Origin of the sequence: Streptococcus oricebi, assembly GCF_017883985.1 — a bacterium.
GTDB lineage: Bacteria > Bacillota > Bacilli > Lactobacillales > Streptococcaceae > Streptococcus > Streptococcus oricebi.
This window is the reverse complement of the sequence record NZ_PRDG01000002.1, coordinates 145,327-167,839: the sequence shown is the minus strand read 5'-3', so window position 1 is coordinate 167,839 and position 22,513 is coordinate 145,327. Positions and strand designations below refer to the sequence as shown.

Sequence of the window (22,513 nt, the reverse complement as noted above, 5' to 3'; positions counted from 1 at the left end):
GATGTCTACTGCGTCTTGAAGCCACAACTCTTTCGTTCGCGGCTTTCCGAGCTTTTAGCCTGTGTTCAGTTACATAAGATACGAGGCCGTTAACAGACGCAAGTAGTAACGGGAAGTGACCTCCCTTGCTCACAAAGCCCATCTGAAAATAATATATGTCGCATATATTTGACTTTCTATTTCATTATAAATGATTTTTGATAAAATTTCAACAAATTTTATCATTTCTCCTTTTTCTATTTTGAGACCAAAATAAAAAGCCATTGGCTGGCTTTTTACTACAAATTACATTTAGTCAATAAAGTTTCTACTTCTCTGAGAGCAACTGTATTCTCCGCTTGTTCAAAATAATCCATTGCTATCTGAAAATGTTCCTTGGCCAGCTGACGACGATTTTTCGCCAGTAAGACTTCTCCTAAGGCGCGATAGGCGCAAGCACGATTTACCAAATCATCAGTCAGCAAGGCTAAAGCCACATTTTCTTTCAACAGTTTGTAAGCAAGCCCTAGATGTCCCAGCTTAAATTGCAGATAGCCTCGCTCATAGAGATTAACTGACTTTTTTAGTCCATCGTCAGGAAAATGATTGTCAATTATCTGCGCTTCCTTTTCAAGCAAATTTTTAGCTATCTGAAAATCCTCTTCTTCTCGCGCCAGCATAGCCAACTGATGCAGTCCTATATGCTGGTGCTCCAAGTCCTGTTCAGCTAGAGCCCTATCATAATATTCATCTAAAAAAGCATGAGCAGCAGAATAATCTTTTTCTTCCAAAGCAAGATAAGATTGTAAATTGAGACTGCTAAAACTGGTCTCTCTTAGCTGGATAACTAGCTCCTTGGCTTCTTTATGTTTGCCTTCAAAAAGCGCCTGCCAAGCCCGCTCTAAAGCATCTTCTTTTATCATTCTTATCCTTCACTATCTCCTAATCTACCAAATCCGTCTGGCTAATCGCTTCCTTGACGGTTTCGAGTGGTAAGTGTACCAGCTCTACTTCCTTCTCCTGATAGAGATAGTTGGCATAGTCATCAATGCGGTATTGGTTAATGTAGACCACGCGTTTACAGCCGACCTGCAGGAGTTGCTTGGTACAGTTGAGGCAGGGAAAGTGGGTCACATAGGCTGTAAAGCCCTTGGGGACTCCTCGCTCTGCTCCTTGTAAAATCGCATTGACTTCAGCATGGAGGGTGCGGACACAATGGCCGTCAATCATCAGACAATCCTGATCGATACAGTGCTCTGTTCCGGAGACCGAGCCATTATAGCCGGTTGAGATAACCTTATTGCTCTTGACTAAAATTGCTCCTACCTTGGCACGCTTGCAGGTAGAACGGTTGGCGATGAGGAGGGCTTGGGCGGCAAAATACTCGTCCCAGGCTAGTCTACTTTGGCTCATATTTTCATCTTCCTTTCACTTTTTTCTTGCCGGTCTTTTCCTGAGAAAATAAGGGCAAACCTAGATCAGCAATCTTTTCGGCAGGCACTTTCATGCCCTCCTTAATCCACTTGGATAGGATAGAGACCATGGCCGAACTCCAAAAGGAACTCTTGTAGGCCGAGGCGTCTTTCTTGGAGCTATGCCGATTCCGCTTTTCTAAGAAATCATAGACGGCCTGGGTTAAGAGTTTTTCAAGATTGTAGTCAACTGCCAGACTAATCAACCTTGCCTCTTTCTTGGCCTCTCTTAGGAGGTAAATCCAGACCTGATAAAGCTCTGTGCGGAAGTTGTAGGCGGAAATCTTATTCATTATCTCATTGACGGTCTTTTTAAAGACCTCCTCCAAGATTTCTTCCTTAGAGGAATAGTTGCGATAAAAGGCAGCCCTGGATACTCCTGCTCGCTCAACCAATTCGGAGATGGTAATCTTGGCCAGCTCCTTTTTTTCCAGCAGCTGGAGCAGGGAAATCTCCAAGGACTCTCGCGTCAAGCGGTTGGACTCTTGATTGGATAGGGTTAAATTTTTCAATGATTTAGGGGAAATTTTCCGTTCGGACATAACATTTTCTTTCTACTTGTCTCAGCTGAATGTAATTGCTTTCAGGGAAAGACTTTTCATGATATAATTGTAAAAAAAGACTTAGGCTTTGTCAACGTTTTATTGCGCTTGACAAAGAGGGAGACATCATGACCTATAAAATTGTAAGTGATTCTGGTTCTGATTTTAAAGAACTAAGCCAACTAGCAGCCCAGGCTGAATTTGCCAGTGTTCCTCTGACTATCCAGGTAGGGGAGCAAGTTTTTGTAGATGATCAGAATCTAGATATTGACCAGATGATGCAGACCATGTATGCAACTACTAGTGCATCCAAGTCTGCCTGTCCTAGTCCCGATGACTATCTCAAGGCTTTTGAGGGAGCGGACCAACTCTTTGTCCTCACCTTGACCTCTACCCTATCAGGGAGCCATAATAGCGCCCAGCTAGCTAAAAAGCTCTATCTAGAAGAGCACCCTGAGGCCAAGATTCATGTTATTGATAGCCTATCGGCTGGTGGTGAGCTGGACTTGATTGTCCAAAAGCTTAATGACTTAATTGGTCAAGGCCTCTCCTTTGAAGAGATTGCCCAGGCTATTGATACCTATCAGACCAAGACCAAGCTCCTCTTTGTGCTAGCCAAGGTGGATAATCTGGTCAAGAACGGCCGGCTCAGCAAGCTTCTTGGAACGGTGGTTGGCCTCCTCAATATCCGCATGGTGGGAGAAGCCAGTCCTGAAGGAACCTTGGAACTGCTCCAAAAGGCTCGGGGCCATAAAAAATCCCTGACCGCTGCCTTTGATGAAATGCTCAAGGCCGGCTATGCAGGGGGCAAGGTCATCATGGCCCACCGGGAAAATACCAAATTCTGCCAGCAGTTAGCCGACTTGATTAAAGAAAAATTCCCAGCTGCTCCGATTCAAATTATCCCCACTTCTGGCCTCTGTAGCTTCTATGCCGAAGAGGGCGGGCTCTTAATGGGCTATGAAATTGCTTAAAACTTCTAACCTCCAAGGAAAGCCTTGGAGGTTTTTTGGAGTGAGACTAAGAACTATTCTTTTGGGGAAGAACTTCTATCCTAGTCCCTTTCTTCTTCAAACAAGCCTTCCAGTCTAGTTTATCCTGGTCCTGGGACTTACTGCTCTTTCTTATCCTGCCTGATTTTCTCTTGCTAAATCAAGGAAAATGGGTTACAATGGGCAAAAGAATCTGTAAGGGGACAGAAGATGACCAAAGCCAAGTACCAAATCATCATCGACAGCCTAAAGAAAGAGATGAAAGAGGGCAAGCTTAAGACAGGGGACAAGATCCCCTCCATTAGAAAACTAGCCCAGGACTTCCACTGTAGCAAGGACACCGCTCAAAAAGCCTTGATTGAGCTCAAGTATCAAAAGTATATCTATGCCGCTCCCAAGAGCGGCTACTATGTCTTGGAGCAAAAGGAGCTTCAAAAGGAGGACTTGGTTTTAAGTCTGACCGATGACCGCCACCAGGCCTATGAGGACTTCCGCCTCTGTGTCAACGAAGCCCTAATCGGTCGGGAAAACTACCTTTTCAACTACTACCCCCAGCAGGAGGGCCTGAAAGAATTGCGCCAGGCTGTCAGTAGACTTCTGCTAGATGCGGCTGTCTATACTTCCTGGCAGGAGGTGGTCATGACCGCAGGGACCCAGCAGGCCCTCTATATCCTATCCCAGATTGACTTTCCCAACCAGAAAAAGACCATCTTGGTCGAGCAACCTACCTACCATCGCATGAATGCCCTCCTAACCCAGCAAAAGCTCCCCTACCAAAGTATCCAGAGGACACCAGCAGGGATTGATTTGGCTGAATTAGAGCGCATTTTCCAAAGTCAGGAAATCAAGTTTTTCTATACCATTCCTCGCTTCCACTACCCCTTGGGACATTCTTATAGTCGCAGGGAAAAGGAGGAAATCTTAAGGCTGGCCCAGCTCTATGATGTCTATATTATCGAAGATGACTATTTGGGAGACTTTGATAGTAGGCGGGAGCTGACCTTCCACTATCTGGACCAGAGCCAGCATGTCCTCTATCTCAAGTCCTTTTCGACCAGCCTCTTTCCAGCCCTACGCATTACCGCCCTGCTCCTACCGGACCCAATCAAGACCCGTTTTATCGACTACAAGGCCTCGGTCGACTACGATAGCAACCTCATCATGCAAAAGGCCCTGGCTATCTATATCGATAACCTTATGTATGAAAAGAACCGTTCTGCCCTCTTGAAATTACAGGAGGAAAAAATGCTGGAAATGGAGCAAGTCCTAAAGAGCCAGCCCCTGCCCTTGGCAACCTCTGTCATTCACGATGGAATCCTGCTCGATTTGCGTTCTCTTCGCTCGGTCAGCAGTCTCAAGCATAGTGGCCTGGGCCTTGATTTCTTTGAAGATAGTTATCTAGCAGACTGCCCCTATCACTTTGCCAAGGTCAAATTTGAGAATTTAGACCAGGTCTGGCCCGGTTTGAAAAAATTACTAGCTAATCCAGAAAAGTTTAAAGAAAGCCCTCTAAAGTAGAAAAAAATCGCCTCAAGTAAAAGCAAATTTTCCTTAAGGCGATTTTTATTTCTATGTCTCTTAAAGCTAGGAACACTCAGCTTTAAATCCTCCACCATTGATAGAGGGACCAGTAGAGAATGTTAACTATCATAATCAAGGCTAGGGCAAGACCGATATAGGTTTCTAACTTCTGTCTGCCATTTAAGGACCACTTAGAGCGGGCAAAAAGGGGAAAGACTAGACTCAAGAGAAAGACCAGGCCCAAGCCAGCATAGATCATAAATTGCCAGCTTTCTGGCACGCCCAATGTAGTCAACATGACATAAGCCATATAGAGGAAGTTGAGACTAGCCGCTAAAATAGCTAGATAAATCAGGTTTTTCCAGACTGACCAGCTTGGTGTCTGCTCCAGCTTTTTCTTTTTTGAGAAATAAGAGAACAGCGAGAAAATTAGCCGAACAAGGGCATAGATGGTGGCCAAGAACCAGAGCAGGATAAGACCGTAATCACGGATTAAATCCCAGTTTGATAATTTAAAATAATCTCCTCCAATATCAGACACCCGCTCTTGACCATTTATCCGGTCAGCTATCCAATAATCTCCGACATTGTCCCGATTTAGGTAAAAAGTATACATATCCGAAAAATTATTGGCAATTTTCAAGGGACCCGTATGATAGCTTCTGGCCGCCCGATAAAAACCTTCTGTAAATCCTTGCTGTTCCTTTTCCAAAGAAACCTTTTCCCTTTTAGCAAAGACCAGTTGAGGAAGTCCATCAATATACTTGCTTTCAAAGCGCTGATTGACCGAAAGGACAACTGCTATTCCCGCTTCTAAATCTAACATAAGATTAGAGGAAAAACCGATAGTAACCCCATCATGATAGATTTGTTGGCTATTGTTAGCTGGGCCCCCATTCCACAGACCGTGGTGACTTCGGCTAATATCAGTCCCCGTCAAATGGCTACTTGCACTGTAAAATTCTATCCAAGTTTCTGGTCGTTCAAAAAGAGTTTTTCTTTGAAGCAGGGCTGAAGCAAAGGCCTTAAGGTCAGCTAGACTACTGATAGCCTGACCGGCTGGGTAGTCATAATAGCTAAACTTTCCTGGACCGATTAGGCGGCCTTGATTGTCATAAACCTTTTCTTCTCGACGTTTTTCTTGGACCCAAGAATTATCAGAATAATCCGGTAAAATAGCTGTCTTTTGCATATTTAGGGGGCGGAAGATATGTTGGTGCACATAATCTGCATAGGATTGGCCGCTGACACGCTCGACAATATGACCAGCTAGGGCCGTTCCAAAGTTTGAATAGGCTGTTACAGTTCCTGGTTCCCAGATTTGAGCAAGGGGCTGGTTGCGCAGATTTTTTCCAAGATTTTTATCCCCACCATAATGGAGTCCTACTTCATCAAAACCGGCTTGATGGTTCATCAAATCAAGCATGGTAATCGGCTTATCGTATTTTAGCCTGCCCTTGAAAAAATCCTTGGGTAGATATTCCCTAATATCCGCTTGGAGGTTGATTTTCCCCTCTTCCCATAGTTGCATCACGCTGACCCAGACTGTGATTTTGGTGACAGATCCCCATTCAAAGACAGACTGCTCATCAACAGCCAGCTTGTTTTCCTTATCTATATAGCCAAAATTGCCTTGATAAATGGTTTGCCCCTGGTCATTGATAATAGCTGTCGCTAGACCTGCGCTCGTCTCTTGATTTTTTTTATAATAAGCTTCGATTTTTTGCCCAATCTGACTATAAGGCGTACCCGAAGGAAGTTTTTCCTCGTCAGCCTGACCAAGTCGGACCAAGAAAAAGCAAGAAGCCAAGCAAAGACCGAAACCAAGTAGAAAGATAAAAATTCGTTTTTTCATCAGCAATCCTTTCTTATTAAAAAATAAACAAATATAGACGAAATGTCTAATAATTCGCTTTTATTATAACAAAATATAATTTTTTCGACAAACAAAAATAGCAGGACAGTCCTCTAAATTAGATAAGAAAAGAATAAAAGAAGCCAGCTAGTGCTGGCTTCTTTTATTCTTTCATCATTCCGGCCTGGAGTTGATACATCTTATAATAAGTAGCCTTGAGGGCTAGAAGTTCTGCGTGTTTTCCAGCCTCAATAATCTCTCCCTTATCTAGGACATAAATACAATCGGCATCCTGAATAGTAGATAGGCGGTGGGCGATGGCAATGGTTGTCCGGCCCTGACGCATCTTTTGGAGGGATTTCTGAATGACTTCTTCTGTTTCAGAGTCGATATTGGCTGTCGCCTCATCCAAGACCAGGATTTTAGGCTGACTGGCAATGGTCCGAGCAAAGGCCAGGAGCTGGCGCTGGCCACTTGAAAGGCTGGAGCCTTTTTCAGTGACCGGACTTTGGTAGCCGGCTGGTAATTTTTGGATAAAATCATGGGCATCGACAAAGCGGGCTGCCTCCTCAATCTCTGCTGAACTCAGCCTTTCTTGATACATCTGGATATTGGAAGCAATCGTCCCATGGTAGAGAAAGGGCTCCTGTAAGACCAGGCCTAGTTTCTGGCGCAATTCCTTATAGGAATAGTCCTTAATATCGACATCATCAATCAAAATCTGGCCCCGGTCAAACTCGTAGAAACGCAGGAAAAGATTGATAATCGAGGACTTGCCCGAACCTGTCGAACCGACAAAGGCAATGGTCTCTCCTGGGTTAACCTCAAAGGAAATATTTTTCAGAATATCCCTTTTACCATCATAGGAAAAACTGACATTCTTAAAGCTAACCTTACCGGCCTCAATCTCATGAGCAAGATTAGCCTGTGTGGGCTCATAGTCCCTTTCATCAATCAAATCAAAGACCCGCTCAGCGGCCACCATCGAGGTTTGGAGGACAGAGAAATTCTGGGTCACCTCTATCAGGGGATTAAAGAGCTGGTTGACATACTGGATAAAGGCATAGATTAGGCCGGCCGTAAAGCCTGCTTGCTGCCAGGTCAAACCAAAATAGGTCAAAATCAAGCCGTAAGCCAGGATTTTAAGGAGGGACATGGCTGGTCGCAGAAAGAGACTATCAACATCCAGGGAGCGATTGGCATAGGTCAAGTGCTCTTGGTTGATATTTTCAAATTCATCCAGGAGTCTTTTTTCCTGGCCAAATACCTGGATAATTCGCATACCCTCAATACTTTCGGACAGCTTGACATTCAAATCACTCAACTTTTGGCGGGTCATTTGGACTAGACGGTGGGAAATCCTTTGATAGACCAAGACCGTCACTAGCATGACTGGCAAAAAGAGGGAGATATAAAGACTGAGCTGCCAATTAAGAGTAAACATGGTAGATAGGGTCACCAGTAAAATCAGAAAGGAAGAAATAAAATTGGCAAAAATACTGCCAAACATATCCGCCACTGCCTGACTGTCATTGGTCAGCCGGGAGACCAAGGCCCCTGCTGCTGTCCGATCAAAATAGGACATACTCAGCTTTTCTAGATTGGCAAAGGCCTCCTGCCGCAAATCACGCACGATACTATGGGCCAACTTGGAAAAGGAATATTGACTTAGGAAAGTCAAGAGCACGCGCCCTAAAAAGAGCAGGTAGTAGGCCAATAAGAGGTAGTAACCCTGACTGAGCCTGCCCTTGGCAATAAAGTGATCGATATAAAAGCGGGCCAAAAGGGGCAAGAGAGTGGTGAAGAGGCTGGTCGTAAAGATAAAAGTCAGAGCCAAAAAGGCCAAGAATTTGTAGGCCCAGACATAGGCCAGGAGGCGGTTAAAGGTTTTTCTTTGCATCTTAATAGGCCTCCTTTAAGTCTGCTGCTAGCTCTTGACTACGATAGGTCCTGGCATACCAGCCTTCTTGGGCCAAGAGCTCCTCATGCCGGCCCCGCTCCTTGATGCGACCATCTTCTAGGACCAAAATCAAGTCCGCATGGACAATAGCAGATAGGCGGTGGGCTGTGATAATGGTCGTCTTGTTTTTCCGCTCGGCCTTGAGATTTTCTAAAATCAAGTGCTCGGTCCTAGCGTCCACAGCTGATAGGGAGTCATCAAGAATCAAGATATCGGGCTGGGTAACTAAGGCCCGACACATGGCCAGGCGCTGGCGTTGCCCCCCTGATAGCGAGACACCATGCTCACCCAGCATGGTATCAAATCCTGCTGGCATGGCCATAATATCCTCATAGAGCCCGCAGAGCTTGCTGACTTCAATCAGGGCCTCATCTGCCAAGTCCGGCCTAGCAAAGCGGATATTGTCCCGAATGGATAGGGCAAATAAAATTTGGTCTTGAGGAACATAGCCCATAAGCGAGCGCAAGTCCTTAAGGGCATAGTGGCTAATATCCTCTTGATTGAGATAAATAGCCCCATCTTTTAACTCCTCCTCTCTTAGGAGGAGGCGGAGGAGGCTGGTCTTGCCAGACCCGGTCGCTCCAACAATGCCCAAGGTTTGTCCCTGACTGATGGAAAAATGAATATCTGCTAGCGTGGTCTCTTCACCATAGCTAAAGCGTTTAATATCATAGGTCAAGGGGCCATTTTCGATTGGCTTCAAGGCTTGAGTAGGCTCGCTTATCTGACTTTGCTCGTCTAGGAGCTTTTCCAGTCGAGCATAGGACACGCTGCCCCGCTGGTAAACATTAAAGAGAAAACCTAGGGCCTGCAAGGGCCAAACCAGCATATCCAGATAGGTAATAAAGGTGACCAGATTTCCAATGGTAAATTGATTTTGGCTGATAAAAATGCCACCAAAAATCAGGGTTAAGAGATAGGAGAGGCCGATAAAGACCAAAACTAGGGGGTCATAGAGAGCATTGTATTTGCTGGCGACTATGTTTTTCCGAAAAACCTCCTGGTTAATCTTAGCAAAAGACTGGGTCTCTGCCTCTTGATAACCAAAGGACTTGGTAACCTTGATCCCAGAGACACTTTCCTGGACCTTATTATTCAAATCCGAAAAAGCCTCCTGGGCTGCCTTAAAACTCTGATGATTTTTTCGGCCGATTAGATTGGTCCCCCAAGCCATAAAGGGAAGGGGTAAAATGGCTAGCAGGGTCAAGCGCCAATCCAGCATGAAAAACATACTAAAGAGGGTCACCAAGGCGGTAATCGAGGCATCTACTGCCGACATGACACCGACACCAGCCACCCAGATGATGGCCGTAATGTCATTGGTTGCATGGGCCATCAAATCCCCTGTCCGATACTTTTGATAAAAAGAGGGGGACATCTTGGTAAAATGCTCAAAAAGCCGATAGCGTAAAATCTGCCCTAGATGGTTGGCCGTCCCGATGATGAACTTGCGCCATATATAACGCAAGCCGTACATGGCCAAGGCTGAAGCAAGCAATAAGGCCAGCTGATAGAGCAGGCCCTCTGTCTTTAGCTGGCCCCGATCCAGGCGGTCAATCACCTGCCCCATAATTCTTGGCGGCAAAAGATTGAGGACACTGACTAAGGATAGGGAGAGAATCCCTAGAATATAGGCCTTTTTCTCCAGCCGAAAAAACCAGCCTAACTTTTTGATTAAATCCATTTTTTCTCCACTTAAATCTACTAATAATCAAAGAAAATCAAAACCAGCCTTGCAAGGTCTAACTAGGCAGTCTTTCCCGCCTGGACCTCGTCTCTGATTTTGATTGCACAATATGACCATTATACACCTTTCACCCCAGGGGCTCAAGCAAAAGAACTGGCCCCCATCAGGTCAAAAGTCGGCTTTGAGAGGGATTGGAAAGGCAAACCTAGATAGACTAACCTGTACACCTTTAATCTGACCCGAGTTAATCGTTTTTGTAGAAGTTCCCATACTTAATTCTTCTCCTTTTCTTTTGGATGGGCTTTTCGCCACTCAATAAAGTCCGCATAACTCCCTATCGGAGTACGTTCTTCAGTCTGTCTGTCAGCCACATAGACGGCCGCGGAAAGAGGAAGTTTCTCCTGTCCTTGCGGCGCAAACCAATGGTTCATATCGTTAAAATATTCCTCATCACTGACATAGCCCCAGCGCGGAAAGACATAGGTTTTCCCCTCTTTCAAACGCTTGGTTACATCAGGATAGAGAGAGCCGAAGTTGGTTTGTTCGAGTTGGAAGGCTTTCTTATCATATTTATCAAAATAATGTCTGCCAGATACCCAATTAATTTCCAATCCCGCATTATCTGCTGTTAGACTGGCTAAATTGGAGTTTCTTATAGCATCATTTAAAACTCCCTCTTTATACCATCTTTGTATTGGAGAGGAGGACACATCTACCTTCTCTAATTTTTCTGTTTGCCAGTCTAGACGATGATAAGTAACATGATAGAAGTTATGTCGTCTCACACTCCGAATTAAAAGATACTCTTTACCATCAACCGTTCCATAATAATCTACAAAACTTCCATAAAGTCTATTACTGATTCCTACCTTCTCTAAAAGAGCATAAAGATTGATTTTTTTAGGCTTTGATGAGGGTTGTTTCAGATTATATACATTTATATAACTATAAGCCTCGGTATACCTAGTGCTAGTATCCTTTCCATTATAACGCTCTTTCCTTGGATTTGTAACTAGGATGTCCTGACCCACAAAAATATAACTCCCATTTTTTTCATTCTTATCTGTCACTGCAACATACTTATCATTTGCTATCAAATCTATTTTTTCAACTTTAGGACTACGAACATCGTAAATAGGTTGATTAGTCCTATACCAACTATAAAACATCATAAAAACACAAAATAGGAGAAATAATCCTAGAAGAACTAGAAAAATTTTAAATATTTTTTTCATCTCCTCCCTCCAATTATATCTAGCCGACTTCCTATTCTTTTTTTATCCTGCATGATTTGAGTAATCCTCTCTAATCTTTCTTTTTATCCGACTATTCTCCGACAAACTAAATTAGATATTTTAGTCTAGATAAAAAACCAAGCTTGCACTTAGTTTCTTACTTCTTCTTGGTCAGCTGAAAGCTGGTTGCCAAAAGCTCATAGATTTCCTGGTCGGACAAGCTATCGTCCAAGGGCAGACTGAGCCAGTATTTTTTATTCATATGAAAGGCTGGATAAATGCCCTTTTTCTCCAGAAGCTCGGCTACCTGGTCACTTTTAACATTTAAAACCTCAATCTTTCCCTGCTCCTGGGACTTGAACTTGGACCAATCCGTAGTCATAAAGAGACCATACCATTTCTTGGTCCCCTCGTGGCGCAAGACCCCTGCCTGACTGCTACTTTTGCGCTTGGACTTGGCCCAGAGATATTCTAGCTGGGCCTGGTATTTCTCTGCCACATGCTGGATGAGGCGCTCGCTCTGCTCATAGAGGAAATTTTTCTGTCTAAAGCAGTGCTTACGAATATCCAAAAAGACGGCCTGGCAGGCCTTTCGAACCTGGCCAACAAACTGGCCGGTCATTTGAGGCTGCTTGACCTGGATATACTCCTCCCCCGTCTCCAAATCCCAGACCTTAAAAGTTATTTGCTCCTCTTTTATCCTAAGCTCTAACTCAAAGGTCTGGTCCATTAGGGGACAGCGATAAAGAAAACTGTCCGCTTGCTCAACAAAACCATAGGGCAGGACTTGCTCGACTTGTAATTGGTAGTTATCAAATAGTTCTAACATACTTCTTTCTTCTTATCAGGGCTAGGGCTGACTAGTAAACCTTAAAAGACAATCCTGGTGCCATGGAGTTGCTGAATCCCCAGTTCTTGGGCAATCTGCTCTCGGTTGCCTAGATGAACACCGCCACCAACCAAAATTTCAATTCGGCCGTCTGCATAGGCTATCAACTCTTTTAGCCAGTCAAAATGGGCTTCGATAGGTTCTTCAGCAGGGCCTCCATGAGTCAAAATTCGCTGGACTCCATGCTGGCTGAGCCAGTCGATGGCCTCTAGTTGCTGATCCTTGGCCAGGCAATCAAAGGCCATATGGACGGTCATTTCCAGGCCCTGTCCAGCGCTAATCAAGCGTTTCAAGACATCCTTATCCAGCTCTCCTTCTTTGGTCAAGGCTCCAAAAACCAGGCCCTGACTAGAAGCCGCCTTGGCCTGATCAATATCTAAAAGCATGATTTCTGTCTCCAAGGCACTATAAACAAAATCTCCCCCGCGCGGGCGAATCATGGTCATGACCCTGGCATCATACTGGTCTGCCAAAAGGACTGCTCCCCTCATCACTCCATAGCTAGGGGTCGTTCCACCGACTGCCAGGTTGTCACAAAGCTCCACCCGGCCTGCTCCTGCTTCTAGGGCTTGTTCAATGAGGGGCAGATTTTCTGCACAAAATTCGTATAACATAAATCTCCTTTTAGATAAGATGGACTGGGGGTTAAGGGCTTCTTTACAAGTCGTTGGCGATTTTATTGATTTTTCTCAATCGATGGTTGACCCCACTCTTAGTCAAGGGCTTAGTGAGGGAGTCGGCCAGCTGTTGGATAGAATAGTCGGGATGTTGGATACGGAGTTGGGCTAGTTCTTGCAAGTCTAAGGGCAGATTTTCCAGACCCATCTCCTCTTCAATCTTGGCAATATTATTGATGGTTTTCATGCTGGCAGCCACTGTTCGAGCGATATTGGCTGTTTCAGCATTATTGGCTCGATTAAGGTCATTTCTGGCCTCCCGCAAGAGCTTGATAGACTCAAATTCCCGCATGGCCTCCATGGCTCCAATCACAATCAGAAAGTCCATGATGTCTTCGGCCCTTTGCAGGTAGGTAACCGTCCCTTTTTTTCTTTCAATGGTCTTGGCCGGCAAGAGAAATTGCTGCATCAGACTGGCCAAGTCCCTGGCATGGTCCGAATAGACTGATAGAATTTCCAGCTGGTACTTGCCCGAGTCGGGCTCTCTGATACTACCATTAGCCAAGAAAGCTCCACGCAGATAGGCCCGGCTAGCCTGGTCCTGGGATAAAATATCCTGGTCAATACCAGCCTCAATCCCAAAGAAGGAGTCGGCCAATCTTAAATCAGCCAAAATCTCCTCTACTCCCTGGTCCAGAAAAACCGTATAGACCCGGTTTTTACGCAGGTTGGTCTTTTGGTGATGGCGGATTTCCGACTTGGCCTGATAAAGAAGCAAGAGCAACTCGTAGATGTGGCGGGCAATCTTGGCATTTTCACTGGTAACCGATAAGCTCAAACCACTGGCAGAAAGGCCTAAGCTCCCCGACATCTTAATCAGGGCGGACAGTTCACTCTTATCTGCCTGGTTGAGGGTTAAAAGTTCTTCCTTGACCTTGATTGTAAAACTCATTTGCGCACCTGTATAATCTGCATCAGCTCGTCCACCACCAACTGGCCATCGTGAAAGGCTCCTCCGTCTTCTAGACGCAGAAAGTTGGAGGAAATAACTCTTGGCACCTGCTTGCGCAGGCCCTCGAAATCATGCTCAACCTGAACCAGATATTCATCAAACTGGTTGTAATCCATATAATCCTGGGGAACCTGGTCGATATTGACCAGGACCGTATCGATAAAAGCCTGACCCAGATGACTATGGAGGACCCGAACATGGTCGCTATCGCTAAAATGCTCCGTCTCCCCTCTCTGGGTCATGATATTGCAGACATAGGCAATCTCAGCCTCTGTCTCCAGTAAGGCCTGACCGATTTCTTCAATCATGAGATTGGGTAAAATCGAAGTGAAGAGTGAACCTGGACCTAAAACCACCATATCGCTTTCCAGAATAGTCCGGACAACCTTACGACTAGCCCTGGGCTTGTCTTCGTTATAGGTTTGCTTGACATAGACCCGCTCAATCATGCCCTGATAGTTAGCGATTTGGCTTTCGCCCACCACTTCTACCCCATCGGTAAAGACGGCATGCAGGGTCAGGGGCTGGTCGCTAGAGGGATATATTTTCCCTGTTGTATGGAAAAACTTGGTCAAGAGCTGCATGGCATTATAGGTAGAACCCTGCATTTCAGAAATCCCAGCAATGATTAGGTTCCCCAAGGGGTGGCCAGATAAGGGTCCGTCCCCGTCTGCAAAACGGTACTGAAAGACCTTTTCATAAAACTTGGGCATGTCAGATAGGGCAACCAGGACATTACGCAGGTCTCCTGGCGGGGTCAACTGCTGGATATTTTTCCGCAGCTCGCCCGAACTTCCACCATCATCAGCCACCGTAACGATGGCTGCAATATCCACATCCTTCTTGCGCAGGCTATCCAGAATGACCGAAATCCCAGTCCCTCCGCCAATGACAGCAATTTTGGGTCTCCTCATGAACGATTCACCGTTTCTTTCCGCCGGTCCTTGTCCCGGTGACTGGCATTGACTGGCCAGTTCTTAGCCAAATCATCAGCCAGACGCTGGCCAAAGGCCACGCTCCGGTGTTGCCCCCCTGTACAGCCGACAGCAATCGTCAGGACAGACTTGCCCTCCTTTTTATAACCCGGCAAAATCGGCTCAATCAAGCCTAGGAGGTGCTGGTAGAAGTTTTGCGATTCTGGGCTCTTCATCACATAATCATAGACCCCCTGATCCAGCCCTGTCTGATTACGTAGTTCAGGTTGATAGTAGGGATTAGGCAGGAAGCGCACATCAAAAACCAGGTCCGCATCTAAGGGCAGGCCGTACTTAAAGCCAAAGCTGACTACCTCAATCCGGAAGGACTCCTGACTACTATGATTAGAAAATTGCTCGGCAATAGCCTTACGCAAGCCCCTAGGGGTCAAGTCAGTCGTATCTACCACATTTTGACTCATATTTTTCAAGGGTGCTAAAAGTTCCCGCTCTAGCTTAATACCGTCCAAAATCCGACCATCTGCGGCCAGAGGATGGCTGCGGCGGGTCTCCTTATAGCGGGCAACCAATTCCTTGTCTGCCGCATCCAAAAAGAGAATCTTAAAGTCCAGACTGGGATTACTCTCCACCTCATCTAGGACCTGCTGAATTTCCGCAAAAAAGGAGCGGCTCCGCATATCCACCACCAAGGCTAGCTTATCATTGTCCTTGGTTGTCTCCAAAAGCTGTAAAAATTTAGGGACTAGGGCTGGCGGCATATTATCAATAGTAAAATAGCCCAAGTCCTCAAAAGACTGGATAGCCACTGTCTTTCCAGCCCCACTCATTCCAGTCACAATGACCAGATGCAGTTCTTTCTCTGCCATAGTATTCCTCCTTGATTTTAGAAAGGGAGTGACTTAAAATTCCCTACTAGGCCTTCTAAGCAATCTCACTCCCTCGGTTTCTTTCTCATCTTCCTAACTTAGTTCTGCAATCACTTCGATTTCGATTTTGACATCGCGAGGGAGGCGAGCCACCTCCACTGCCGAGCGAGCAGGAAATTCAGCTGAAAAGGCTGTTTGATAGACCTCATTAAAGGCCACAAAGTCATCCATATCACTCAAGAAACAGGTGGTTTTGACCACATGATCAAAGTCTGTTCCAGCCTCTGCCAAGATGGCTGAAATATTAGCCAAGACCTGCCGCGTCTGCTCCTCAATGGTCTCACCGACCACCTGACCAGTCTCTGGTGAGAGTGGAACCTGACCGCTAGCAAACAAGAGATTGCCTACGATTTTTCCCTGTACATAGGGACCGATTGCTGCGGGTGCCTTATCTGTATGAACTGTTTTTGCCATAGTAGTTGCTCCTTATCTTGATTATCCTTAAACCAGTCGCTAGCCGACTAGCTAGACTGGTCTTTTTCTGCTAATGCTTCTCGCTCCAAGCGCAATTTTCGCTTGGGATTGAGCTTATTGAAAAGTTCTTCTAACTTTTCAGCATTCCAAACATCGGCTGCTGAAACAAAATTTCCATCCTTGTCCTTAAAGGATATTGGTTTATCTCCCATTCCTGCCTCCTAGTCCACAAACTCAAACTCAAATTTGCCAATGCGGACCAAATCTCCGTCCTTGGCCCCACGCGCCCGCAAGGCCTCGTCCACACCCATTCCTCTCAACTGACGAGAGAACTTCATAATAGCTTCATCTCGGTCAAAGTTGGTCATGGTAAAGAGTTTTTCCAGCTTGTCGCCAGATAGGACCCAGGTCGCGTCATCATCACGCGAAATCTCAAAGCCAGGACCCTCCTCTTCAAAGCCATAGTAAACCTCTGTTTCCATATCCGCCTCGTCATAAAGTAGAAACTCTGGAGTCTTATCTAAGAGCTCAGCTGTAGCATCTAGCAGAGTATTCAAGCCCTTTTTGGTCAGGCTGGAAATGGGGAAAATAGCTGGGAGGTCGGCAAATTCATCATAGTTAGCTGCCAATTTTTCCTTGAAAATCTTGAGATTTTCAGCACTTTCTGGCATATCCATCTTATTGGCCACAATAATTTGGGGTCTCTCCATCAGCCTTAAATTATAGGACTCCAGCTCCTTATTGATAGCCAGGTAGTCCTCATAAGGATCACGACCCTCGCTAGCTGACATATCAAGTACATGCAGGATAACCCGGGTCCGCTCAATATGGCGCAGAAACTGGGTTCCCAGCCCCACCCCTTGACTAGCTCCTTCAATCAAACCTGGCAGGTCTGCTACCGCAAAGGATTGACCCGACTGGGTCCTGACCATACCGAGATTAGGTACAATGGTTGTAAAATGATAGGCCCCTATCTTGGGCTTGGCTGCGGTAATGACACTAAGGAGAGTTGATTTCCCAACCGAAGGAAAACCAACCAGCCCCACATCAGCCAAGACCTTGAGCTCTAAGAGCAGGTCCCGCTCCTGACCAGGTTCACCATTTTCAGAAATCTCTGGTGCTGGATTTTTAGGAGTGGCAAAGCGGATATTACCCCGACCACCACGACCACCACGAGCTACCGTAAACTTCTGACCATGTTCGACTAGGTCGGTAATAACCTTGCCTGTCTCTGCATCACGCACAGTCGTACCTTGGGGAACACGGACGATTAAATCCTCGGCCCCTCGACCATGCATGCCCTTGGTCATCCCTTTCTCTCCAGATGGGGCCTTAAAATGACGATTGTAACGAAAGTCCATCAAGGTCCGTAAACCCTCATCAACTAGAAAGATGACATCACCGCCACGACCACCGTCACCGCCCCAAGGACCACCATTGGGAACATACTTTTCACGACGAAAGGCTACCATGCCATCGCCACCACGACCAGCCTTGACCTGAATCTTGGCTGTATCTAAAAACATACTCATCTTATCCTGCTTTCTTTTTAAGAATCTGCTGTCATGAAAAAAGGAACAAAAGGCAAAGTATCCAACACACGACCTCTTGTCCCATTTTTTGGAATTGAATTTATCTTGTCAGGGCACCCAGAGCACTTGCAAAAATAGCACCGACCGTAACCAGTAGCATGATAATCACAACTACCAAGGTTAATTTCTCAAATCCTGTTTTCTTCCGATTTCCGTTATCTCCAAAAGCCACGCTTCTACCTCTACTCTTCTAATTTTAACTGAGAAAATCTGGCCCCTAAGGCCTTGACTTGTCTCAAATAAGATTACCCTTATTTTATCATGAAAAAGCTGATTTTTCAACTATTTGCGGTCAACTAGTCGGGCAAGGAAAGAAGAATGGGATAGCTCCAATAGTCCGGGAGACTAGTAGAACTTGCAGATAAAACAAGCCTAAAAAGTCAATCTTTTTTGTAAAATCACTTTTAATATATAGTCTCATTCCACCCTCTAATAAATAGGCTCTTCGTCATCATCATCCCATTCACGTTCACCGTAGATTTTGATGTATTCTTCACGACCTTTATCTAACTCGTCCCAAAGTGGTTCATCAATATCTTCCATAGTGAAAACTTCTTTAAGGCTCATGTCATTGGCTTCCTCGAAAGTCAAGGAAAGAATATCTTGATGTTTCTTTTGAAACTCCTCAACTGTTAGCCAAGTCGTCTTGTCATCTTCACTAATCTGACCGTCTAAAGCAGACGCGACTTCAATCGCCATAATGTACAAAGCCCGCTTATCAACTGTTAGAATATCTCGATGAGAAGACAAAATATGCAAAGCATCTCCCTTTTCACGATAATCGCTGATATAGGCTTTTTCAAATTCCATAAATATACTTTCTGAAACGAAAAAAGAATGCAGAGCTTTTATTGCCTCACTATCCCACTGTTTGTCACTAATCCATTTATCATAACAAAGTAAAATATAACAGTCTTCTTGCAACATTTCATCATTGCCTTCATGAGATAAACTTAACTCTTGCCCCTCTCTTGTCTCAAACCACATTTTGTGAGCAAGTTCTTCGTAACCAAAGTTAATCTTTTTTGTAAAATCACTTTTAATATATAGTCTCATGTTTCTTCTCCTATGACTTTAACCACTGAAAGGCTCTCCAGATATTATTAACCAATTCATCCAATTTCCCCTTACTTAAACTCTTGACTGCTGGATTTTTAAGTTTTTTTAGAGCCTGATAAATACTATCTTTATCTGTTATCTCTGATAATCTAATATGTCTTTTAAGCGGGGAACTTTTACCCCCGCCCGTTTGGATATGGATACTGTTACTATCTGGTTCGGCGTCTACCCTAATCTTGGATTTCCGACCGCCTACTCGTCCTTCTACTGGTCTCCCAAAGGTCTTACTAGTCGGTTTACTTGCCTTCCAATCATCGTGTCCTTTGGCAAAACTGATTTGCAACTGGGCATTGGCCGCGGCGATTTTAGAGAGGGCATCGTTAAGGGTAGCAGTACCGGTGGCAGTCAAGGTAGCCGATGTCGCAAAGCCTGCGGACGCAACCGCAGTGGCTGGGATGACCGCTGTTCCACCGGTTGGTAAGCCAAGAACAAGCCCTCCTGCTTCCACACCAGTACTACCGATACCTATCATAGCGCCGCTAATCACCTGAGCCAGTCCCGCCAAGATTTGTAGGGCATTCTCGCCCAGACTTTCCAAGAATTGGGCATTCTGCTCTTGCATCAGACGAACGGTATAGTCTTGGTCGTACTCTCCATTCTTATAAACTAGGTGCACCTGACCATTAGAAAAATCAACTGGGGCAACTGTGATGATATTGCCCTCATAATCAAACATTAAGGCTTGATTATAGGCCTCAATCAGAAGAGGCCAATCCTTGGCTGGCTTACCGTCTAGAAGAGCTAATAGCTCCTTCTGATAATAGACAGCGGCCTCATCTGATAACATGAGATTGCGACTGTTTTCTTTAATCAAGGATAGCTTGGGATCATTCCCCCGGTCATGGGTCTTAATCTCACTACCTCTGAGCTGGGTCAGCCAGTCCATATTGGTGCCATTGGTATAATAGTGCCCCTCTTCATCAAGACTGATATTGCTTAGGGCTAGCGCTCCCTGAACGGCTAAATTCAAGACCTGCAAACTATCAGTGAAATAGCGGGAAACATCATTGACAAACCAGGTTAGTTTTTCAATTTTGGTCTCTAGCTCACGAATATGTCTTTCTACATGAATTTTCAGTTCACCTAACGCATTTCCTTTGGAGAGATGAGCCTCCAGTCTACCTGTAAAAAGAGCCTGGGCCTGAGCTAAAAAATTGGCGTTTTCCGCTATCTCCTCTTCAATCTTGCTCAGTTGCTCCTTCTTGATTTTGAGCTGTTCTTTTAAGTTGTCCATATCCAGCGTCCCATACTCAGAAATGGTTGAGTCCGCATATTCATAGGATTTTAACTCAGTTTGAATATCATCAACCGCTTCTTGCAGTTTCTTAATAGCTGGAATAATCACTTCAGAAAAAAGTTCTCGCCCTGCGGTATAGGCTGCCCCCTTTAATTGGCCCGAATCTAAACTACTGAGCAGGTGGTCGCAACCACTGGCTAGCCGGTCTGTTATCTGATTGGCTAACTCAATATTATTTTTCATGGCCTGCATCAGATTTTGCGAATCGCTACTACTGTACTTTATTCCCACGGTAAATCATTCCTTTCCTTGATTAGTTTTTCACGACCCTCCTCTAGTGAGTGCCCCAAGCGCTCTTTGAGTTCAGCTAATTCAGCCAGACTCCTCTCTACATAGGCTCTCACCTTTTGAGCTAGATAGTGCTGCTCTTCCATGTCTCTGCCCTTGTGAACATGAGCTAATTCTCCGGCCTCTAGTAGAGCTCGTTCTTGCTTGGCCAAGTGGTCAAAGTCCCGATAAAAATTCTCTAGCGAGCGCTCACGTCGGCGCTTCAGACCAGCAAAATCGTCCTCTTTCCTCTCTAAATCAAGGATTTTTCGACTCAGTTTCTGTCTTTTTTCTTCATTTTTATCTTTCATGGTCTACTTCTCCCAGCGCTTGGACTCTTCCACATCACGCTTAGCCATAACTTGGGCAATCTCTGGAAATTTATTAGCCTGACTTAGGGTTGCCTGGCTAAAGTTGGCTACCGCTTCTAGCATGGTATTAGTCGTCTGACGGGCATTTTCCATACCGGCAATATCGCTAGAATAGGAAAATTCCACCCTTTGATTTTGTTTGCCTGTCGTATCAACCCCTACTAGTTCCTGAATTGCAGCTTGGGCTGCAACTGGGCTTGATTTAATCTGAGCCATATAAATCCTCTAAATCCATTATTTTTACTATTATAGCATTTTATCTAGCCCATCATTATAATAGACTGCAAAAGAGATAGAAAAAGGCTGAGAACGATTATTGTTCCAGCCTTTCTCTATCTAAATTCTTTCGTTAAAAATCCTAGTAAGACCGACCACCAAAGGCTGAGACCAGATTCTTATAGCTATAATCACTGGTATCGATCTTCCATTTTCCTTTGCTCTTGGTCAACTTCAAGAGATAACCTTCCTTATCTCCAACTGTATCAGTCGTTAAAGGAGTAGATTCAAACTTGCTAGGAGCTTGCTCCAAGATATATTTTTCAGCCGCCTTATAGGCATCTGAAAGATTGTTGTACTGACCTCTATTTTGCTCCACCCAACTAGAGAGAATATCACTAGTCTTAAGATTTGATACATCAATCACTTCGGGACGAACATAGACCTCTGCCTTATCTGGCAGATAAGACTTGATGGTATAGGTAATTTTGGCCCGCTTAGCATTCGCCTTCATATAAGCCTGAACAAAGGTTCTAGACTCTGCTTCTGATGGTTCATAGTAAGTGAACCAACTATCAAGGTTTTTGGCGAAGGCGGCTACATAGTCTTCACGTTCTTTTTCAATGTTGTTGCTAACTTTTAAATCATCCTTTTTCTTGCTGTCCTTCTTCTCGTCAGAGGAATCTTTAGAAGAATCTTTATCGGAAGATTTCTTTTCTTTATCAGCCAGAGCAACAATTTGGCCACCAGGATTTTCTACACTAACATTAGAAGCCTGTCCGCTAGCTTCACCATTCAAAAAGACTCCTTCAACAAACTTTTGAGTCACTTCCTTGGCCTGGTCAATGTTATCCTCATACTTAGAAGTATTTAGTTTGATTTCTAAGTCATTCTTCCCTTTACTTTTAGTATCGTAGGTAGTCGGAGTAAAGTGCAGCTCATACTTGGCCCCCTTTTCTACCTCATAAACGATATAACCACTGGTTGTTTTGCCCTTAGAAATAGTTTGATAGGATAGGGTTTTAAATTTGTCATCATCAGAATAAAGGCGAACGGGTTCAATCTTTTCATCATCAGAATCATAAAGAGCAAATTCAGTATTATTGATTTCTTGACTCTTCTTTGATTTGTTTTTAACCTCAACCTTTAGGGCCAGGTAGTCAGATTCAGCTGATTCATCTTGAGGCTTGACATAGAAACCTTCTTTGACTCTAAATTCAAACTCATTGTTACTAGCAGCCCCGTCTTGGCTAGCCTTCTTTGCACCACTGCTACAAGCAGCGAGAGTGGCTACTGCAAGAAAGGTTGCAGTGTACTTCAAAAATTTATTCATCTTTTGACTCCTTTTTTAAAGATAGGAATATTTTAACATATTTTGGACAGGCTGTAAATATTTTCTAAAGTTTTTGTAACTTTTGTGTAATTTGTTTGAATTTTAATAATTTTAATCAAAAACAATAATTGCTTTTATAAAATTGTTTAGAAAAGCAAAAAGATGATGGAGAGCAAGGTCTCCATCATCTAAAGGCATTTGAAAATCAAACACAGCCACAAGATTGGTCTTAAGAGCTAGGGCCCTGAAACCAGTCTCAATAGGCTAGACTCCTTCATATCA

23 protein-coding genes are annotated in these 22,513 nt (G+C 44.7%); 2 read left to right on the top strand and 21 right to left on the bottom strand.

The annotated features are described in order from the left end of the window. Positions 1-278: 278 nt before the first annotated feature. The 3 genes from C4K46_RS03475 to C4K46_RS03465 are packed head-to-tail and all read right to left on the bottom strand — an operon-like array spanning position 279 to position 1,993. On the bottom strand, positions 279-902 hold the full coding sequence (locus C4K46_RS03475; RefSeq protein WP_245335122.1) for a hypothetical protein: 624 nt from the start codon (positions 900-902) through the stop codon (positions 279-281). Positions 903-921: 19 nt separating this feature from the next. Continuing rightward, positions 922-1,392 carry a deoxycytidylate deaminase gene (locus C4K46_RS03470; RefSeq protein WP_209627455.1) on the bottom strand — a complete coding sequence of 157 codons (471 nt, stop codon included), beginning with the start codon at positions 1,390-1,392 and terminating at the stop codon, positions 922-924. Between the two features lie 4 nt (positions 1,393-1,396). After that, positions 1,397-1,993, bottom strand: coding sequence for a TetR/AcrR family transcriptional regulator (locus C4K46_RS03465; protein WP_209627453.1), 597 nt, complete (start codon positions 1,991-1,993; stop codon positions 1,397-1,399). A 128-nt stretch (positions 1,994-2,121) separates the two neighbouring features. On the opposite strand from C4K46_RS03465, the gene C4K46_RS03460 reads away from it, so the two are divergent. Both C4K46_RS03460 and C4K46_RS03455 read left to right on the top strand, forming a co-directional pair. Further along, positions 2,122-2,967, top strand: coding sequence for a DegV family protein (locus C4K46_RS03460; RefSeq protein ID WP_209627451.1), 846 nt, complete (start codon positions 2,122-2,124; stop codon positions 2,965-2,967). A 228-nt stretch (positions 2,968-3,195) separates the two neighbouring features. Next, the gene (locus tag C4K46_RS03455) at positions 3,196-4,503 is read left to right on the top strand and encodes an aminotransferase-like domain-containing protein (RefSeq protein WP_209627449.1); all 1,308 of its coding nucleotides are present in this window, start codon (positions 3,196-3,198) and stop codon (positions 4,501-4,503) included. An 82-nt stretch (positions 4,504-4,585) separates the two neighbouring features. Here C4K46_RS03455 and C4K46_RS03450 read toward each other — a convergent pair whose 3' ends face one another. The 18 genes from C4K46_RS03450 to C4K46_RS03365 all read right to left on the bottom strand — a co-directional run bounded on the left by C4K46_RS03450 (position 4,586) and on the right by C4K46_RS03365 (position 22,231). Further along, complete coding sequence (locus C4K46_RS03450) at positions 4,586-6,361, bottom strand: serine hydrolase domain-containing protein (RefSeq protein WP_209627447.1); 1,776 nt, start codon at positions 6,359-6,361, stop codon at positions 4,586-4,588. Positions 6,362-6,524: 163 nt separating this feature from the next. Continuing rightward, the gene (locus C4K46_RS03445; protein WP_209627445.1) at positions 6,525-8,261 is read right to left on the bottom strand and encodes an ABC transporter ATP-binding protein; all 1,737 of its coding nucleotides are present in this window, start codon (positions 8,259-8,261) and stop codon (positions 6,525-6,527) included. Position 8,262: 1 nt separating this feature from the next. Continuing rightward, a complete protein-coding gene (locus C4K46_RS03440) occupies positions 8,263-10,005 on the bottom strand; it encodes an ABC transporter ATP-binding protein (RefSeq protein WP_209627443.1) in 1,743 nt (580 codons plus the stop codon). A gap of 275 nt (positions 10,006-10,280) precedes the next feature. Continuing rightward, complete coding sequence (locus C4K46_RS03435) at positions 10,281-11,243, bottom strand: hypothetical protein (protein WP_209627441.1); 963 nt, start codon at positions 11,241-11,243, stop codon at positions 10,281-10,283. A 157-nt stretch (positions 11,244-11,400) separates the two neighbouring features. Further along, entirely contained in the window at positions 11,401-12,072 is a 672-nt protein-coding gene (locus C4K46_RS03430; RefSeq protein WP_209627439.1) for an MmcQ/YjbR family DNA-binding protein, read from the bottom strand. A gap of 41 nt (positions 12,073-12,113) precedes the next feature. Next, positions 12,114-12,746: a copper homeostasis protein CutC gene (locus tag C4K46_RS03425; protein WP_209627437.1), complete on the bottom strand. Its 633-nt coding sequence runs from the start codon at positions 12,744-12,746 to the stop codon at positions 12,114-12,116. Between the two features lie 43 nt (positions 12,747-12,789). Then, positions 12,790-13,701, bottom strand: a complete 912-nt coding sequence (whiA, locus tag C4K46_RS03420; RefSeq protein ID WP_209627435.1) for a DNA-binding protein WhiA — start codon at positions 13,699-13,701, stop codon at positions 12,790-12,792. Next, a complete protein-coding gene (locus C4K46_RS03415; protein ID WP_209627433.1) occupies positions 13,698-14,675 on the bottom strand; it encodes a YvcK family protein in 978 nt (325 codons plus the stop codon). Before C4K46_RS03415 ends, whiA begins: the two co-directional genes overlap by 4 nt. Further along, positions 14,672-15,562 (bottom strand): RNase adapter RapZ, encoded by an 891-nt coding sequence (gene rapZ / locus C4K46_RS03410; RefSeq protein ID WP_209627429.1) that lies wholly within the window; start codon positions 15,560-15,562, stop codon positions 14,672-14,674. Before rapZ ends, C4K46_RS03415 begins: the two co-directional genes overlap by 4 nt. Before the next feature lie 93 nt (positions 15,563-15,655). After that, positions 15,656-16,036, bottom strand: a complete 381-nt coding sequence (locus C4K46_RS03405) for a RidA family protein (protein ID WP_209627427.1) — start codon at positions 16,034-16,036, stop codon at positions 15,656-15,658. A 47-nt stretch (positions 16,037-16,083) separates the two neighbouring features. Then, complete coding sequence (locus tag C4K46_RS03400) at positions 16,084-16,248, bottom strand: hypothetical protein (RefSeq protein ID WP_209627425.1); 165 nt, start codon at positions 16,246-16,248, stop codon at positions 16,084-16,086. A gap of 9 nt (positions 16,249-16,257) precedes the next feature. Then, positions 16,258-17,568 carry a GTPase ObgE gene (gene obgE / locus C4K46_RS03395; RefSeq protein ID WP_209627423.1) on the bottom strand — a complete coding sequence of 437 codons (1,311 nt, stop codon included), beginning with the start codon at positions 17,566-17,568 and terminating at the stop codon, positions 16,258-16,260. A gap of 100 nt (positions 17,569-17,668) precedes the next feature. Continuing rightward, positions 17,669-17,800 carry a DUF4044 domain-containing protein gene (locus C4K46_RS03390; protein WP_209627421.1) on the bottom strand — a complete coding sequence of 44 codons (132 nt, stop codon included), beginning with the start codon at positions 17,798-17,800 and terminating at the stop codon, positions 17,669-17,671. A gap of 257 nt (positions 17,801-18,057) precedes the next feature. Beyond that, complete coding sequence (locus C4K46_RS03385) at positions 18,058-18,684, bottom strand: hypothetical protein (RefSeq protein ID WP_209627419.1); 627 nt, start codon at positions 18,682-18,684, stop codon at positions 18,058-18,060. 10 nt (positions 18,685-18,694) lie between these two features. Continuing rightward, positions 18,695-20,275, bottom strand: a complete 1,581-nt coding sequence (locus C4K46_RS03380) for a virulence protein (RefSeq protein ID WP_209627417.1) — start codon at positions 20,273-20,275, stop codon at positions 18,695-18,697. After that, the gene (locus C4K46_RS03375) at positions 20,266-20,622 is read right to left on the bottom strand and encodes a cingulin (protein WP_209627415.1); all 357 of its coding nucleotides are present in this window, start codon (positions 20,620-20,622) and stop codon (positions 20,266-20,268) included. The genes C4K46_RS03380 and C4K46_RS03375 overlap by 10 nt, the downstream gene beginning before the upstream one ends. A gap of 3 nt (positions 20,623-20,625) precedes the next feature. Beyond that, entirely contained in the window at positions 20,626-20,898 is a 273-nt protein-coding gene (locus C4K46_RS03370) for a TIGR04197 family type VII secretion effector (protein ID WP_209627413.1), read from the bottom strand. A gap of 142 nt (positions 20,899-21,040) precedes the next feature. Then, on the bottom strand, positions 21,041-22,231 hold the full coding sequence (locus C4K46_RS03365) for a DUF4352 domain-containing protein (protein ID WP_209627412.1): 1,191 nt from the start codon (positions 22,229-22,231) through the stop codon (positions 21,041-21,043). Positions 22,232-22,513: the final 282 nt, after the last annotated feature.

Bases quoted from the DNA above. Each gene is read 5' to 3' on its own strand.
- C4K46_RS03475 (WP_245335122.1), bottom strand. From the start codon at position 902: ATGATAAAAGAAGATGCTTTAGAGCGGGCTTGGCAGGCGCTTTTTGAA.
- C4K46_RS03470 (WP_209627455.1), bottom strand. From the start codon at position 1,392: ATGAGCCAAAGTAGACTAGCCTGGGACGAGTATTTTGCCGCCCAAGCC.
- C4K46_RS03465 (WP_209627453.1), bottom strand. From the start codon at position 1,993: ATGTCCGAACGGAAAATTTCCCCTAAATCATTGAAAAATTTAACCCTA.
- C4K46_RS03460 (WP_209627451.1), top strand. From the start codon at position 2,122: ATGACCTATAAAATTGTAAGTGATTCTGGTTCTGATTTTAAAGAACTA.
- C4K46_RS03455 (WP_209627449.1), top strand. From the start codon at position 3,196: ATGACCAAAGCCAAGTACCAAATCATCATCGACAGCCTAAAGAAAGAG.
- C4K46_RS03450 (WP_209627447.1), bottom strand. From the start codon at position 6,361: ATGAAAAAACGAATTTTTATCTTTCTACTTGGTTTCGGTCTTTGCTTG.
- C4K46_RS03445 (WP_209627445.1), bottom strand. From the start codon at position 8,261: ATGCAAAGAAAAACCTTTAACCGCCTCCTGGCCTATGTCTGGGCCTAC.
- C4K46_RS03440 (WP_209627443.1), bottom strand. From the start codon at position 10,005: ATGGATTTAATCAAAAAGTTAGGCTGGTTTTTTCGGCTGGAGAAAAAG.
- C4K46_RS03435 (WP_209627441.1), bottom strand. From the start codon at position 11,243: ATGAAAAAAATATTTAAAATTTTTCTAGTTCTTCTAGGATTATTTCTC.
- C4K46_RS03430 (WP_209627439.1), bottom strand. From the start codon at position 12,072: ATGTTAGAACTATTTGATAACTACCAATTACAAGTCGAGCAAGTCCTG.
- C4K46_RS03425 (WP_209627437.1), bottom strand. From the start codon at position 12,746: ATGTTATACGAATTTTGTGCAGAAAATCTGCCCCTCATTGAACAAGCC.
- whiA (WP_209627435.1), bottom strand. From the start codon at position 13,701: ATGAGTTTTACAATCAAGGTCAAGGAAGAACTTTTAACCCTCAACCAG.
- C4K46_RS03415 (WP_209627433.1), bottom strand. From the start codon at position 14,675: ATGAGGAGACCCAAAATTGCTGTCATTGGCGGAGGGACTGGGATTTCG.
- rapZ (WP_209627429.1), bottom strand. From the start codon at position 15,562: ATGGCAGAGAAAGAACTGCATCTGGTCATTGTGACTGGAATGAGTGGG.
- C4K46_RS03405 (WP_209627427.1), bottom strand. From the start codon at position 16,036: ATGGCAAAAACAGTTCATACAGATAAGGCACCCGCAGCAATCGGTCCC.
- C4K46_RS03400 (WP_209627425.1), bottom strand. From the start codon at position 16,248: ATGGGAGATAAACCAATATCCTTTAAGGACAAGGATGGAAATTTTGTT.
- obgE (WP_209627423.1), bottom strand. From the start codon at position 17,568: ATGAGTATGTTTTTAGATACAGCCAAGATTCAGGTCAAGGCTGGTCGT.
- C4K46_RS03385 (WP_209627419.1), bottom strand. From the start codon at position 18,684: ATGAGACTATATATTAAAAGTGATTTTACAAAAAAGATTAACTTTGGT.
- C4K46_RS03375 (WP_209627415.1), bottom strand. From the start codon at position 20,622: ATGAAAGATAAAAATGAAGAAAAAAGACAGAAACTGAGTCGAAAAATC.
- C4K46_RS03370 (WP_209627413.1), bottom strand. From the start codon at position 20,898: ATGGCTCAGATTAAATCAAGCCCAGTTGCAGCCCAAGCTGCAATTCAG.
- C4K46_RS03365 (WP_209627412.1), bottom strand. From the start codon at position 22,231: ATGAATAAATTTTTGAAGTACACTGCAACCTTTCTTGCAGTAGCCACT.